The sequence below is a fragment of the Legionella maceachernii genome (assembly GCF_900167045.1).
GTDB classification, from domain to species: Bacteria; Pseudomonadota; Gammaproteobacteria; order Legionellales; family Legionellaceae; genus Tatlockia; species Tatlockia maceachernii.
This window is the reverse complement of record NZ_FUXJ01000005.1, coordinates 148,425-164,543: the sequence shown is the minus strand read 5'-3', so window position 1 is coordinate 164,543 and position 16,119 is coordinate 148,425. Positions and strand designations below refer to the sequence as shown.

Here is a 16,119-nt window from a genome sequence, read left to right as displayed (position 1 = left end):
GGTATATGAAAGTGGGCCAAAACAGTCTCTCAACTGAATGCCAATTACAAGTAGAAGATAAAACCTACCATTATTTTAGCCTCAAAGAAGCAGAGAAAAGACATTTTAAAGGCATTAATCGCCTACCCTACTCGCTCAAAGTCCTTTTCGAAAACTTATTGCGCTTTGAAGACGGCAGTACAGTGACGACAGAAGACATCAAAGCCCTGGCTGATTGGATACATACCAAAACCTCGCAACATGAGATTGCTTATCGTCCGGCAAGGGTATTAATGCAAGATTTCACCGGCGTGCCTGCGGTCGTCGATTTAGCAGCCATGCGCACGGCTTTGGAAAAAATGGGAGGAAATCCAGAAAAAATTTCACCGCTTTCCCCCGTGGATTTAGTGATTGACCATTCAGTAATGGTCGATAAATTTGCCAGTCCCGATGCCCTGAAAGTGAATACTGAAATTGAATTGGAACGTAACATCGAGCGTTATGAGTTCTTACGTTGGGGGCAGAAAGCGTTTGCTAATTTCCAGGTAGTGCCTCCAGGTACAGGGATCTGTCACCAAGTTAATTTGGAATATTTAGGAAAAGCGGTCTGGTCAAGTCAAGAAAATGGGACCTGGTATGCTTATCCAGATACTCTTGTCGGTACCGACTCACACACCACAATGATTAATGGCTTAGGTGTACTCGGTTGGGGGGTCGGCGGCATAGAAGCAGAAGCGGCAATGCTGGGACAACCTATTTCCATGCTCATACCCGAGGTTATTGGATTTAAATTAACAGGAAAAATGCGAGAAGGCATTACGGCAACGGATTTAGTGTTAACTGTCACACAGATGCTCCGTAAAAAAGGAGTTGTCGGTAAATTTGTTGAATTCTATGGCCCTGGTCTTGCGGAATTGCCCCTTGCCGATCGCGCAACCATCTCTAACATGGCACCGGAATACGGTGCGACTTGCGGCTTTTTCCCTGTCGATAAAGAGACTCTCCATTACATGCAATTGACAGGTCGCGATTCACATACTATCGCGTTAGTTGAAGCATATGCCAAAGCACAAGGCTTGTGGTATGACAGCAATGCAGAAGATCCTGTTTTTACTGACACATTAAGTCTTGATTTATCCACGGTGGAACCCTCACTTGCTGGCCCCAAACGTCCTCAAGACAAAGTGAATTTACCTTCGCTCTCTCAGGAGTTTTCCGCGTTTATGGAAGGAGTAGGTAAAATCAATGAAATGGATAATGCTTTTGCGGTTAAAGGAGAATCCTATGAAATGCATCACGGAGATGTGGTCATTGCTGCTATAACCAGTTGCACTAACACTTCAAATCCGAGTGTATTAATGGCTGCAGGCCTGGTGGCAAAAAAGGCGGTAGAGAAAGGGTTAAAACGTAAGCCTTGGGTTAAATCTTCTTTGGCTCCTGGATCAAAAGTGGTCACTGATTATTTGAAATACGCAGGATTACAAACGTACCTCGACGAACTCGGGTTTAATTTGGTGGGCTATGGCTGTACTACATGCATTGGTAACTCAGGACCGCTTCCTGATTCTGTTTCCCAAGCGGTCAATGACCATGATCTCGTAGTGTCCTCCGTTCTTTCAGGGAATCGTAACTTTGAAGGAAGAGTTCATCCTCAAGTTCGTGCAAATTGGTTAGCGTCTCCTCCTTTAGTCGTTGCTTTTGCGCTCGCTGGAACTGTTCGGATTAACTTAGCCCAAGATCCCATTGGTGAAAGTGCTGACGGCAAAGCCGTTTATCTTAAAGATATTTGGCCGAGCAATGAAGAGATTGCTCATGAGGTTGCCAAGGTAAATGGTTCAATGTTCCGCAAGGAATACGCTGAAGTCTTCCAAGGGGATAGTCATTGGCAAGGAATAAAAACCAGCAGTAGCTCGACTTACAATTGGAATGCAAGTTCGACTTACATTCAGCATCCACCGTATTTTGAAAACTTGCCTAAAACACCACAATCCATCAAACCAGTCACCAAGGCTTATGTCTTAGCCCTTTTAGGTGATTCAATTACAACCGATCATATTTCACCGGCAGGCTCTATTAAAGCAAACTCACCTGCAGGTTTATACCTAAAATCTCAAGGCGTAACAGAGGCCGACTTTAACTCATATGGTTCGCGGCGCGGAAATCATGAGGTGATGATGCGAGGAACCTTTGCCAATATCCGCATCCGCAACGAAATGACACCGGACATTGAAGGAGGCATTACTCGTCATATACCCACTGGCAAAGTGATGTCCATTTATGATGCTTCCATGCTTTACCAGAAAGATAAACAGCAGTTGGTGGTGATTGCCGGTAAAGAGTACGGAACAGGCTCTTCACGCGATTGGGCAGCAAAAGGAACTAATCTTTTGGGAGTAAAAGCCGTGATTGCTGAGAGTTTTGAACGTATTCATCGTTCCAACCTGATTGGCATGGGGATACTTCCCTTGCAATTTCAAGAAGGAACAACACGAAAAACATTGAACCTTGATGGTAGCGAACAAATCAGTATTGCCGTGGACGACACATTAAAACCCGGTGCGAGACTGGAAATGACCATCACTCGCCAAAATGGTCATGAAGACAAAATAAAAGTCATTTGCCGAATTGACACAGCAAATGAACTCGAATATTACCGTCATGGCGGTATCTTGCAGTACGTACTTCGTAATTTGCTTTGAGATAAAGTAACCAGCACGCGTACGCATCTAATGGTGGGACATAAAACCAAAAAGACCTGATTCCGCGCTTTATGCGCCAATCAGGTCTACGTCCCGTTTAGAGTGCATGAATCTCGCGCATAAAGCGCGGGAAGTTAGGCAAAAAAACAGGTTTTTATGTTCAAAAATTAGATGCGTTTGGCCTGAAGAAGCCACTAACCTGATTGATTTTAAGTAGGTAAACTGTTAAATTTTGCCGCCTGTCAATTTAACTGCGTGGCTTGCACTTATCTACCACCCATTTTTTAGAATTGAGTAACAATTCTCGAGTAAGGACTTTGCATGCATCCTTCTAAAAAAGTCTTGTCGGTTTTTTCCTTAGTCATGATCAACGTCATTGCTGTTGATAGCCTGAGGACTTTACCCATAAGTGCAAAACTTGGTTTACCTTTAGTCTCCTATTATTTAGTTGCTGCCGTCACTTTTTTTATTCCCATTGCGCTTGTTGCAGCGGAATTAGCAACGGCTTATCCCAACACAGGTGGGCTTTATGTTTGGGTTCGTGAAGCCTTTGGACGGCGTGCTGGGTTTATAACGATTTGGTTACAGTGGATTTATAATGTTGTTTGGTACCCCACAATTTTAGCTTTTATTGCAGCAACCTTGTCCTACCTTTTTGCCCCGGAGCTTGCTAACAATAAATTTTACTTACTGACCACTGTCCTTGGCTTGTTCTGGCTTTTCACTTTGCTCAACTGCTTTGGCATGAGAGTATCCAGCATAGTGAGCATTATTGGTGCAAGTTTAGGTACTATCCTGCCCATGGTTCTCGTCAGTATTTTAGGTGCACTTTGGCTTTTCCAGGGAAAACCTCTTCCTATCGATATGCCGTTTAATTGGATTCCTGACTTTAGCTCTGTAGGTAATTTATCGCTTTTTGCCGCTGTTTTATTCGGGCTACTTGGCATGGAAATGTCTGCTGTGCACGCAGAAGAAGTCAAAAATCCTCAGAGGGATTATCCAAGAGCCATTTTATACTCCACTATACTCATCTTTGCTACCCTTGTATTAGGCTCGCTTGCCATTGTGATCGTCGTGCCTAATAAAGAATTAAGTGTTGTATCTGGTTTGATTGATGCCTACGCCGTATTTTTTAGCAATTACCACATACCCTGGATGACTAAAGTCATTGCTGTCTTGATTATCCTTGGTGGGGTAAGCGGGGTTTCAGCCTGGATTATCGGGCCGACTAAAGGCTTATTGGTTGCTGCACGAGATGGCTCTTTGCCTGAGCGACTGGCAAAAGTAAATCGCCATGGCGCTCCTGTGGCCATTTTAATCGCTCAGGGAGTTATTTTCACTTTACTCAGCTCTGTGTTTATATTATTGGATTCCATCAATGCAGCCTACTGGCTTCTCAGCGACCTTAGCGCCCAGATGGCTCTACTCGTTTATGTTTTCATGTTTTCTGCTGCGATAAAATTACGTTATAGCCAACCCCATAAGCATCGAAGTTACACTATCCCTGGGGGAAACCTAATGATGTGGATTGTTGCTGGACTTGGTATTTTATGCTGCCTCACTGCGATGCTTATTGGTTTTGTTCCACCCACGCAAATCCCTGTAGGCAACGTTTTCTTTTTTGAAGCATTTCTCCTTGGCGGATTAATCCTTTTTGTTGTGCTTCCTTGGTTTTTGGCTAAAAAACATGAAGAGGTATTTGATCGTGAGCATGGAATTGACTCTGAAGCCTTCGATCTTCATGGAAGCAGTCAGCAAAAAAGTTGATTTTCAACTTCAAACATTGTTATCAGTTCAAAGTGTTTGCTTTTAAAAACAAGACCATTATAATTGCAGCGCTGTATAGAGCTCATGGAGTTACACCAGCTGTATTAGTTTTGCGCTTTAAATACAATAAAAGGCTCATGAGCTCTAAATAGCATCCCAGCCCTATTCGTAATGTGCTATTTTAGTATTCCATTTAAAGACTAGGATAGTTTTTTTAACCCAAGTATTTCGAGGACAGAGATGAAGATAAAAATTTTTGTAAAGGATGAATCAGAAAATAACAGCCCAGCTTTAAGAGGTTTATTAGAAGAAATCCAGCTTGATTCAGATGAAGATCAGGTAACTTATCATGATATTAGTGAAACTGAATTACCCTTAGAAAATGTAGTCTTTCAAGAAATAGGTCAAGGAATCACTTTATATTATCAATTCGATGAAGAGCCAAACGAAGAAAACAATAGCTCCAAACTGTTAGAATTTGCTAGTTCTCATAAAAACCGTATTGTTTCAAAACTAGAAACAAACGAACATTTTCAGCCTAGGCTGAAATCCAATTTGGAAACAGTATACAATGCGGTAAGAGAAGAGGCTACCCCTATATTCGCAACGATAAAAAAAGAAGTAGCGCCTGCTCTCGGAGGAGTATGGAATAGTGTAACTGCTTACGTTAGAGGCGGCCAATATCAACCCACTATGTTTAGCGCAGAACAACGCAAAAACTACTTCAATAAACAATCTAGAAATGAATTAATAGCAGGTGTTACGCTTGGTTTACTTTGTATACCAGTTGCCCTCTTTCTACCCACAGCAGTTACTGCCATTCTAGCTGTTGCTGCCATCGCTTTAATCGGCGCCGCGATTTATCATAAAACAAAAGCCAATCAAGTGGAAAATTTAGAAAAATACGAGCCAGTTCCACAGATGTAATTACTGCAGGAAATATATATAGCCTCAAACGAGGCTATATATACCTTAATGAATAATTTTAATGAGTCATCATAAGTTGCTTAGCATTGCCAAATTTATCAGCAATCGCAGCGTGAGCAAAAACATCCTTGGTTCGAGCAAAGCCAACGACCACCAAACAACAACATAGAACAGCAAGGATAATCTTAAATAGGCTTGATCTATCCATATTATTCTCCCCTATTTGAAGTTATTCTGTATTTTCCTTGAAATTAAAGCATAGGCAATGAATTTAAATTCTGCAAACTATCGCAATCCATCGATTCAATAGGAGTAAATTGATCATACTCTCGCAGGTGAACTACAAGAGATAATCGCAATACATCGGAATAAAAAAGCTACAGTATTGGAAGAGCGCACCCACCTTTACGAATCACCAAATTTTTAAGGTTTCTTTTTAGCAACTACCTTAAAATCGACCTTCACCTCATCCTGAATTTGATCAGTACTCGCCCACTCACCTTGTCCAACACCAAAAGCGCTGCGTTTCAAGACAGTACTTCCCACCACAACCCCGGTATCAGGTGAGGATTGCTCTGCAGTAAATGTTAAAATCACTGGGACCGACTTATCACGAATCGTAAGGTTACCGTTGGCTTGATAAGTATTATTCCCTGTTTTATTAAAATTCGTTGATTTGAACTCAGCCTTAGGGAACACTTTTACATTGAACCAATCGGATGTAAGCAAAGTATCTCTTACATCAGAATAATCAGTACTGATTGAATTCATATCGATAACAATATGGATACTGCTTGTTTTATAGTGGGCTGGATTCACAAAAATTTCTCCAGTAAAAGTCTTAAACAGACCTTTGACTGGTGCACCATTTTGTGTTGCTGTAAAAGAGAGATGACTTTGACTTGAATCAATTTGCCATTCCGGTGGAGTCGCTTCTGCTCCAAGCGGCATTAATAGGAATAGCAACACTATCATTCCGTGATGGATATACACTTTCATGCATTACTCCTTTAAACTCAACTTGTAATAGGTTTTCCTTTTTTCTCCGTTCCGCGATCCATGGTCTTTCGCCCTGCAGGACGGACGGAGGATAAGGCCAATCATTACGCTTTATACGCTTCAGCACCTATCTCAATTTTGACGTCATCACCGACTTGAGGAATTAGAGTCTTTATGCCGAAACTAGAACGCTTAATGGTCGTTGTGGCAGAAAAGCCTACCGTCATTTTGTTAGTGATGGGGTTTTTTCCTACTTTATTGAGTGTCACATCTAACGTAACGAGCTTAGTGACACCGTGTAAAGTTAATAAGCCTTCTACTTTAGCCGTGTTTTCACTGAGCACATTCACTTTCTTAGATACGAAAGTGGCCTTTGGGTATTTTGTGACATCAAAGAAAAGGGGGCCTTGCAAATGCTTATCCAACTCTGGAATTCCAGTAGTAACATTAGCCAGATCAATGACCACTTCCACTTTGCTGGTTTGTGGATTATCTTTATCCAGTGTTACCGTGCCATTACTGATATACCATTTACCCGCTTGAGTGGAAAAACCTAGATGCTCGACGCGCCATAAAACATAGCTATGTTTGGTATCAAGCGTCAGTGTTTCAGGGGCAGCATAGAGGTTAGTGTTAGACAGAATAAATAACGCAACCATAAAAAAACGCGCTAGATTCCTAATCATAAAGTACTCCGTGTAAGGTTAAATAGGTTTATGATTTTTTTTCTGTTCCGGCGCTTAAACTACCGCCTACGAGTTTCTCACATAACCCTTTTGAAACAAAAACAAAAGCGTCTGGCTGATTATCTTTGGTTGAAGAACCAGCACAAGAGGCAGTTGCTGTTGCGCAATCATTCATTCCTGCTTTAACTACACCATAACATTTTTCTGTATTTTGAGACGATTGATCTTCAGTTTTGGTATCAGCAGCAAAATCCTGAGCGGCAGCCATTGCAAGAAAAGCGGATACCGCAGCTTTAATTATTTTATCCTTATTCTTTATCATAATAGTCTTTTTCCCTATTTTCTTTAGAATAACAATAACTTCAACTTCTCTGTCTTGTCTACTTTTTACTTATTGAGATTCCATTCAAATACCTTTTGCTCGTCGATCACGTCATTTGTTTCACTGAAGCCACCCCGATTTTTTAGAGGCTCAATCGCCGAAGCGGCAATATTAATACAATTGGGCTTAGCGTATTTTTGCATGTGGCCAGCGATATCAATGACCCGATCACTGACTTGTTCAAGGGGCGTGTCTTCATCAAAATAGACAAATCCCGCATTTATCCCACAACGGATCTGAAAGTCTCGCTTTATTTTCTTGCTGGTTGCATTAAATACTTTTAACTTATCTAATAAATTTTGTGCGGCCCTCACTGCATCATCCACTGTACGAAAGCAACTCATGATACCGTCAGGAGTCATAGCGTATTTAAGAACACCGCTTTCTTTAAGACTACTACTAACAAGTTGGTTGTAACGATCGAAATCATAAGCAGCAACGTATTTATCCTCATTCCTTTTCATCCCCGTTGAATCAACGACGTCAATGGCAAGAAAAGCAAGCTGTTGCCCCATACTATCCAATTTACTTTTTAATAGAGCGAATTCTTTCAGGATTTTTTTCCGGTCGCTTGCTTTGCTCGTACTGAGCGCTTCAAATTTGCTATCAATTTCATGCATTTTCTCTTTCGATACCACAGTACTTACCTGCTTACGCCATTGATAATAAGTTTCTTTCTCATGAATTCGCTGAACCAACCCTTGCAATCGAGAGCGGGCCATGACGCAAAAATGACCCAAAATGAGCATCAGAAAAATTAGAATAAGCCTGCTGTAATCGGTTCCTTGATAGCGATGCGGCATCGCCATTTTTATTTGCTGGATCAATGGCCCGCTTAATTGTTGTTCGAGCTTATTTATTTTTACCAGAGTGGGATACTGACTAATGTTTTCAACAAATTGTGAAATAAATGCAATAAGTAAAAGGAAGACAAAAAGTAGAATAACTATTCTCACAAAATAGACTAGATACGCCAATGAGTTTAAGAAGAATGATTTCATTTTAGTCGTTCCCGCGCATGTTGGATTGTATCCTCACGTATAAGTTGGCCTTCGCCCAACAATGATTGATTAAGACATCGCTCTGTTCTGATATTGAGCTTAGGTCCAACTTTTACTTTGGTTCACCCTCAACTCATGAATTATTATAATAATAGGCTTTATTCGGCAGATCTGTAAATTGAATGACTTTATTCTTATTGAATAATTTTTCCCACATCTTCTTTTTTTAAAAAGAGTAGTTCATTTTTCCCCTTTATTTTTAGGTAAAAAGCTGTTTTTATTATTGAATTAAACGCATTTCCCCAAATTAACCAGACAAAACCCAAAGCAATAACCCCATAAAATAAAATATCTTTGACTATTTCTTGATAACCCAAAGGAGTTAGTTGTTGAGCTAAATAGAGAGAAGCAATTAATGGGACAAGGTAGAGGCCTAATAAGAATAAAATATTCACCTGAAATACCGCCGACGACACAAAATATTGCGAGGATTTTTCGAAAGCCGCACTGGGTGTTAGTTTTTCAATAATAAGGTAGGGCATCATTAAAAAAGCACAGATATGCCATCCAGCATTAGCCGTTGAAAAAATAAGTTTATCAATCTTTCCAGCACGCGAAAGCAACGATAAAATAAATCCCGCGCACAAAAAAAATATTCCCCAAGATAATAAGGCATTTCGTTGCAGCCAGCATTGCTGGAAAGCTTCTTTGCAAGAGACCGTTTTTCCTAATAAATTAAAACTCGCAATATAAACGATTGAGGCGCTAACGAACGTGTTGATGCCAATTATAAAAAACAAAAGGACTAAAAAAAGCCCAAGCTGTAAATACCAATAATATTGAGGGGCGTTGGCATAAGATCCATTGGACGCATTAATCCAATGAATATCACACCCGAGTAAAATAAACGCGGATAAACTTAATACTACGGAAATGAATGGTAGGATGATGAATACTTTATTATGTACAAGCAGATGTAGCGCTTGCATAAATAAACGGTTTGAGAGATACCACATACGAAGAACTTGAGTTTTGACTAGCGTGTTTCTTAGTATAGACAAACTGGATGGAGGGCGTTGGGCCGAAGGCCCAACTTACTCGCTGAAAAACCTAATACCCTTCGGGTAGCGACATTAAACTGGCATTCCCGCCGGCAGCAGTTGTATCAACCGTATAAGTCCGCTCATGGCATAAACGGAGCAAATAGTTTGGCCCCCCTGCTTTCGGCCCGGTACCAGATAGTCCCTCGCCACCAAAAGGCTGTAAACCCACTACAGCCCCAATCATGTTACGATTAACATAACAGTTACCGGCATGTACGCGCTCTTTGATATATTGCACCGTTTCGTTGATACGGCTGTGTATGCCTAATGTTAAACCGTAACCCGTGCTATTAATTTGCTCAATAACATCGTCAAGATTCTTTCGCTTGTAACTGATGACATGCAAGACGGGACCAAATATCTCTTTATGTAATGCCGATATAGTGTCAATTGCGATTGCCGTAGGAGGCATAAAGCAACCTGATTCACATTCTTCTGGAAGTTCACACTGATAAATGATTTCATGTTTTTGTCGCATCGCGGCAACATGCGTTTTTAATCCAGCTAAGGCCTCACTATCAATTACCGGTCCTATGTCCGTGGATAACCAACGAGGATCTCCTACCTGCAGTTCGGCCATTGCCCCTTTCAGTAAATGAATCATGCGAGGGTAAACTTCTTCCTGGACAAACAAAATACGTAAAGCAGAGCATCGTTGACCAGCACTACCGAAGGCCGAAGTGATCGCATCCACAGTGACTTGTTCAAGTAACGCGGAAGAATCCACAATCATTGCATTTTGGCCACCAGTTTCAGCAATTAAAGGAATAATCTCGCCACCACGTGTTGCAAGCGTTTTATTAATAAGTGCCGCGGTTTGTGTGGAACCGGTAAATAAAATTCCTTTCACCCGCAAATCAGCAACCAACGCAGCACCTACTGTTTCGCCGCTTCCCGGAAGTAATTGCACGACGTCTGTCGGAATTCCCGCTTTATGCATTAGCTGCACGGCAAAACAAGCGATTAATGGAGTTTGCTCAGCGGGTTTCGCAATGACACAATTGCCAGTCACCAGTGCTGCCACCACTTGTCCTGTAAAAATGGCCAAGGGAAAATTCCATGGACTTATACAAACAACAACTCCTCGCCCATGTAAACTAAGCTCGTTTAATTCACCAGTATACCCGTGCAATTTCATGGGCTTTGCCATGAGTTTTTCTGCCATCATCGCGTAATAACGGCAAAAGTCGACTGCTTCGCGAATCTCTGCAACCCCATCACTCCATGTTTTTCCAGCCTCAAGGCAAGCCATGGCAAGCAATTCAGGCATATTCTCTTCTAAAAGATTAGCAAAGCGCTCGATACAGACTATTCGCTCATTAACTGGCTTTCTACTCCACTTCGGAAATGCCAACTCTGCTTGCGATAAAGCCCAATCAACGTCTTGCCGGGTGGAATCATTGACACGACCAATGGGACGTTCGGGTTTTTGCGGTGAGACAACAGAGCGGTCTACTTCACCGCCTTGCTTTCCTCCGGCTAACAGAGGTTTAGCGAACCAATGTGAAAGATCCATATCAACATAGCGTTGCTGTAATTTTGCCACGGCTTCCCGATCAGAAAAATCAAATCCACTTGAATTTTTTCTTCCTGGAATAAAAATAGAGGCAGGCAATGGAATATTTTGGTTGATTTTACCTAACAAATGCATCGCTTTACTGACTGGATCTTCAACTAAAGTGCTTATTGGCGCTTTTTCGTCAACAATACGGTTTACAAAAGAAGAGTTCGCTCCATTTTCTAATAATCGGCGCACTAAATAAGGTAATAAATCTTCATGAGATCCAACGGGTGCATAAATACGACAAGGGATACCTAAGCGATTTGCAGGGACAATTTGCTCATAGAGTTCATTTCCCATCCCGTGCAAACATTGGAATTCAAAGTCGCGATAATCGCCAACAATATGGAGTATCATCGCGACAGAATAGGCATTGTGGGTAGCAAACTGCGGGTAAATGGCATCAGTCATTGTCAACAATTTTTTTGCACACGCTTGGAATGAAACATCAGTAAATACTTTTCGTGTGAACACAGGGTATTCTGAAAGTCCTTGCATTTGCGTTTTCTTAATTTCGCTATCCCAATAAGCGCCCTTAATCAAACGCACCATCATTCGTCGCTGTTTACTTCTGGCCAAAGCAGCAACCCAATCCAAGACATAAAAGGCTCTTTTTTGATACGATTGTACGGCCATTCCAAACCCATGCCAGCCGTGCAAACTATCATCAGTGAAGACTCGCTCAATAATATCCAGGGACAAATCAAGCCGTTCTGACTCTTCGGCATCAATGGTGAGAGCAATATCGAATTTTTTTGCTAATTGTGCCAGTGCCAGCAATTTGGGTGGGAGTTCTTCCATTACCCTTGCTCGCTGTGTTTCTTGATAACGTGGATGTAAAGCCGACAGTTTGATTGAAATACCTGGACGCTGATAAACATTCGTATCTTTATCAACACTTGCCCCTATCTTTTCAATGGCCTCTTTATAGGCATTGAAATAACGCTCAGCATCAATCGCAGTCAGTGCAGCCTCACCTAACATGTCATAGGAATAACGGTAACCTAAGGCTTCTTTTTTCTTTGCACGTGCTAACGCTTCTTCAATTGTTCTTCCAGTAACAAATTGTTTACTCATAATACGCATCGCCTTGTCCACTGCTTTACGTACTACAGGCTCACCGCTTCGATTAAGCAGTTTAAACAACGCTTTTGATAACATTGAATCTGCTTTCTCCGGAGTTAACACTTTTCCGGTTAACATCAGCGCCCAAGTGGTGGCATTGACAAAGAAAGAGTCACTTTGACCACGATGTGCCTTCCAATCGGCGCCAGTCAGTTTATCTTTAATTAAACTATCAATAGTCGGATTATCAGGCACGCGCAGTAGCGCTTCTGCCAAACACATTAAAGCAATTCCCTCATCACTGGATAATGAATACTCCGTTAAAAAGGAATCAATTCCGGTGCTTTTTTTTCGCTCAGCCCGAACTTGCTCTACTAAACTTGTCGCTTGATTGCGAATAGCAACGATTTGATCATTATCCAATTCAGCTTGTTTTATAAGCTCAGTTACTATTGTCAATTCATCAATGCGGTAAGCATTATTTATCAGTGCACGAGCACCTTGCGGCAGTTGTGCTGAGTATCGCTCAAGCATAATAATCTCCAGTCCAGCAGGTGAAAAATACCAAGGGATGATAATTCAGAACATTTCGAAATGAAATGCATTAGAACTAATTTTAGCGGTTCAAACCAGTTGTTTTCGCTTATTATTACAAATAATTTGTTCAAAAGATAGCCAAAATAGATCTATTTGTGATAATATTGCGTTTTTTTAATACTGTTAAATCGGTGGAAATTGAACAAAATAGATTTTTTTACAGACTTTTTGTGTAATATTTACCCTGATGTTAAGGTGTATTCTTTTAATAAGTTGCTGAATTTGGATAATATTTTATCCTAATGGGCAATCATCATCCTTGTAATTTTACATTTGCCTTACTTGTAAATATAATCACCAACCGTTTGTAGACGTTATTTCCTACGTTTAACAAGAAAAAAGGAGTGCTATGAGTACATTATTAAGCATAATCTCTGCAGCTTTTTTTTCAACAGGGCTCACACACAATTCATTGCCCTCAGCAAAAAACTTTGACATTAACACCCACGTGCAACATTTAAGTCAGAAGGCACCCCAACTTAACAAGAGGGTTCTTAAACTCGCACTAACTGCCTATAAAAAAGCAGCGGACAGAGGGGCTGTCAAAAAACAAGTTCTGACTGTCATTGATTATTCTTTACCTTCTAATAAACAACGTATGTGGGTTTTTGACCTTGGTAGAGAACGCCTTTTATATAATACTTATGTTGCTCATGGTAGAAACTCAGGAATGGATGTACCGACTCACTTCTCCAATGCGCCTTCAAGTAAGGCAACAAGCCTAGGTACATTTGTTACTCGCGACACCTATATTGGTTCTAAAGGCTACTCACTTAACTTACAAGGTTTAGAGCGTGGCTTTAATGATAATGCCTACAGTAGACGCGTTGTGATCCATGGAGCCTGGTATGTGGAACCCGATTTTATTAAGAAAGCGGGGCGTGCTGGTCGTAGCTGGGGTTGTCCATCTATTGCTCAGACTTTAGCTAAACCTGTGATCAATACCATAAAAGGCGGTTCTGTCGTCTTTGCCTATTATCCTGACCGCTACTACTTAAGTCACTCAGGATTTGCCACCGTATAAAAAGATAAAGCCAGGGGTCTACCCTGGCTTTCGCAGTCTTCCGTCAGAACATCCTGTTCCGACATCATCCCTGACTATCATTTCCCTATGATTACAAATCCTTTTGTCGAGCCCCAATTCCATTGAAGCCATGTTTGAAATTTAGCAACTGAATTGCTGCTTTGCAAGACAGTATGTCAGTCACAAGCCGGAATGCCCTTTTCTTAATAAATGGGTTTAGCGCATATAATTCAAAGAGTTAGTTAGCATAACAGAAGAATATAGAAGCAATTCCAATTGATTTCTTAATACAAATTGAGAAATTTCTTGGACTAAAGCAAGACATTAAGACAGAAAAAGATTAAGTTGATAAATAAAAGTGATGATTTAAAAAGAATTAAGCATTACGTGAAAACAATTGTGGCTAAGATGGGTATCCACTTAGTGGTCTGGATTCAAATTTGAGCCACTTATCGATGACGTACCCTTGATAAACGCATTAATTATGGTAGTTTAGTCAACATCCTATTGCTTCGGAGTGTAAAGCATGATTCAGCAAAGTGAGACTGCAAAAAAGGACAAACTGCAGATTATTGATTGGTTAGTGGAACATTTTCCCAGTGCTTTTTTTAAGAAGGCGAGTCAAGTAAGGCCCTTACAAATTGGTATATTTGATGAGATTATTGATTTTTATGAACGCTTGGATACTCCGCCTTTTAGCAAGAAAGCACTGCGAGAAGCCTTGAGCTATTACAGTTCATCACCTGCCTATTTAAATTGTCAAAAAGCGAATACTGCGCGTGTTGACCTATTTGGCAATGAGGTCGATGTCGTCACGGAGGAGCAAGCGAAGTACGCGTACCAACGCTATCAGCAACGGTATGGAGATAAAAAAAATCAGGGTTTAAAACAAGAAAATAAATAATTGACATCCACCGATTCTTGAAGTCTTGCCGTTCGACTTAAAGGATTGTAATTCATACCGACTAAGCCACGGAATTCAAGCCCGGCTTTTCTTGTCATAGCAGCTAATTCACTGGGCTTTATGAATTTCTCAAAATCATGGGTTTGTCTAGGAAGTAATCCCAGTACATATTCTGCAGCAACAATGGCAGTCGCATACGCTTTTAAGGTTCTATTGATAGTTGATAAAAAAAGATAACCACCTGGTTTTAATAAACGGGCGCAATGATTAATCACTAATTGTGGATCATTGACATGCTCTAACATCTCCATACAAGTTACAGCATCAAAAACACCTTCAAAGTCCTCCACCGGAGAACATATATAATTGATAGCGAATTGACTTGTTTTTGCATGTGCCTTTGCGGCTTCAAGTGCCTCAGCTTCAACATCCAAGCCAGTCACCAGAGCACTCTTCGCTGCCATTCCTTCACACAAAATACCCCCACCACAACCCACATCAAGAACGGAATGTTGAGCAAGAATAAAATAATTTTGAATGAATTCAAGTCGCGCAGGATTAATATCGTGCAACGTTTTAAAAGGGCCCTCTTTGTCCCACCAATGGGCAGCATGCTGCGCAAATTTAGCAACTTCTTGAGGATTAATGGTCGATTTATCCATAGCAATTCAGTAAGTTTAATGGTTTGAAGAATTCCAACACGTTTGGGTTGGTAATAAAACTTAAATTGTATGGATGCTCGGCAATTAAGCAAGAAAAAAAATGCGATTCGGGGATTTGTTCAGCAATTTTGCCAAATAAAAGGAGTTGTAAAGAGTCTTTTCTCTCTACCAACTGAATTAACAGGCTATGCATAAAAGGTCGCCATTGACGTGCATGGAATTGTACCTTACCTTCATCATAAACAAGCGAAGCATTTAGCAGCAAAAATCCTTTTTTGATTAAACTCGTAAAAAACTCTTCGGCTGTTTGCCAATAGTTTGATTTATCTAGCCCAGCAATCGCTGCTTGTGAGCAATCTTCACGGAGATCACCACAAGCGGTGAGTAACATTTTTAGCCAATTACGCAACGAAGTGGCTCGATTCACTTGTTTGCTAAACCCCGTACTACTCCACAACCCATGAACAGCACCATCCCAAAATGCATAACCATTTGCTGATTCAGACCGTGGATAAGGGGACTCCCCAAATAAAATATAGTTTGTTTGGCTTAGGGGAAGGCTAAACGCTGAAAATAATCGTGAAGAACCTGGCAACCAGTTCGTGCTGTTTAGTAATAGCTGTAAATATTCAGGATCCATCTGCTGTAATGCTTTCGTCAACACTGGATGCCATTCTGAATGGGTATTCTCGATGAAATAATGCACCACTTCTCCAACCAAAAAACATAATAAAAGTTAAGCATAATAGCGGATAAAGTGCTT

At 40.9% G+C, this 16,119-nt stretch carries 14 protein-coding genes; 5 read left to right on the top strand and 9 right to left on the bottom strand.

Annotated features, from left to right (window positions below; translation table 11 throughout):
* Nucleotides 1–5: 5 nt before the first annotated feature.
* The 3 genes from acnA (at nt 6) to B5D33_RS05265 (ending at nt 5,372) form a co-directional block, all read left to right on the top strand.
* Nucleotides 6–2,678, top strand: coding sequence for an aconitate hydratase AcnA (gene acnA / locus B5D33_RS05275; protein ID WP_058451576.1), 2,673 nt, complete (start codon nt 6–8; stop codon nt 2,676–2,678).
* A gap of 321 nt (nt 2,679–2,999) precedes the next feature.
* Entirely contained in the window at nt 3,000–4,445 is a 1,446-nt protein-coding gene (locus tag B5D33_RS05270; protein ID WP_078767349.1) for an APC family permease, read from the top strand.
* Between the two features lie 240 nt (nt 4,446–4,685).
* Complete coding sequence (locus B5D33_RS05265; RefSeq protein WP_058451577.1) at nt 4,686–5,372, top strand: hypothetical protein; 687 nt, start codon at nt 4,686–4,688, stop codon at nt 5,370–5,372.
* 58 nt (nt 5,373–5,430) lie between these two features.
* Here the strand turns inward: B5D33_RS05265 and B5D33_RS16580 are convergent, their stop codons facing one another.
* The 7 genes from B5D33_RS16580 to putA all read right to left on the bottom strand — a co-directional run bounded on the left by B5D33_RS16580 (nt 5,431) and on the right by putA (nt 12,703).
* Nucleotides 5,431–5,580: a hypothetical protein gene (locus tag B5D33_RS16580; RefSeq protein WP_156415001.1), complete on the bottom strand. Its 150-nt coding sequence runs from the start codon at nt 5,578–5,580 to the stop codon at nt 5,431–5,433.
* A gap of 215 nt (nt 5,581–5,795) precedes the next feature.
* Entirely contained in the window at nt 5,796–6,371 is a 576-nt protein-coding gene (locus B5D33_RS05260) for a YceI family protein (RefSeq protein WP_058451578.1), read from the bottom strand.
* Between the two features lie 104 nt (nt 6,372–6,475).
* Nucleotides 6,476–7,054 (bottom strand): YceI family protein, encoded by a 579-nt coding sequence (locus B5D33_RS05255; protein WP_411550296.1) that lies wholly within the window; start codon nt 7,052–7,054, stop codon nt 6,476–6,478.
* A 31-nt stretch (nt 7,055–7,085) separates the two neighbouring features.
* Complete coding sequence (locus tag B5D33_RS05250) at nt 7,086–7,376, bottom strand: BufA1 family periplasmic bufferin-type metallophore (RefSeq protein ID WP_115304976.1); 291 nt, start codon at nt 7,374–7,376, stop codon at nt 7,086–7,088.
* Between the two features lie 68 nt (nt 7,377–7,444).
* Nucleotides 7,445–8,440, bottom strand: coding sequence for a hypothetical protein (locus tag B5D33_RS05245; RefSeq protein ID WP_058451581.1), 996 nt, complete (start codon nt 8,438–8,440; stop codon nt 7,445–7,447).
* A 194-nt stretch (nt 8,441–8,634) separates the two neighbouring features.
* Entirely contained in the window at nt 8,635–9,456 is an 822-nt protein-coding gene (locus B5D33_RS05240; RefSeq protein WP_058451582.1) for a hypothetical protein, read from the bottom strand.
* 94 nt (nt 9,457–9,550) lie between these two features.
* Nucleotides 9,551–12,703 (bottom strand): bifunctional proline dehydrogenase/L-glutamate gamma-semialdehyde dehydrogenase PutA, encoded by a 3,153-nt coding sequence (gene putA, locus B5D33_RS05235; protein WP_058451583.1) that lies wholly within the window; start codon nt 12,701–12,703, stop codon nt 9,551–9,553.
* A gap of 412 nt (nt 12,704–13,115) precedes the next feature.
* Between putA and B5D33_RS05230 the strand changes: the two genes are divergently transcribed.
* Entirely contained in the window at nt 13,116–13,790 is a 675-nt protein-coding gene (locus B5D33_RS05230; protein ID WP_058451584.1) for a murein L,D-transpeptidase catalytic domain family protein, read from the top strand.
* 526 nt (nt 13,791–14,316) lie between these two features.
* Entirely contained in the window at nt 14,317–14,694 is a 378-nt protein-coding gene (locus B5D33_RS05225; protein ID WP_058451585.1) for a ProQ/FINO family protein, read from the top strand.
* Here B5D33_RS05225 and ubiG read toward each other — a convergent pair.
* Both ubiG and B5D33_RS05215 read right to left on the bottom strand, forming a co-directional pair.
* The gene (ubiG, locus tag B5D33_RS05220; protein WP_202972385.1) at nt 14,667–15,356 is read right to left on the bottom strand and encodes a bifunctional 2-polyprenyl-6-hydroxyphenol methylase/3-demethylubiquinol 3-O-methyltransferase UbiG; all 690 of its coding nucleotides are present in this window, start codon (nt 15,354–15,356) and stop codon (nt 14,667–14,669) included. The genes B5D33_RS05225 and ubiG overlap by 28 nt on opposite strands.
* Complete coding sequence (locus tag B5D33_RS05215) at nt 15,349–16,065, bottom strand: uracil-DNA glycosylase family protein (protein WP_058451587.1); 717 nt, start codon at nt 16,063–16,065, stop codon at nt 15,349–15,351. The genes ubiG and B5D33_RS05215 overlap by 8 nt, the downstream gene beginning before the upstream one ends.
* Between the last annotated feature and the right edge of the window lie 54 nt (nt 16,066–16,119).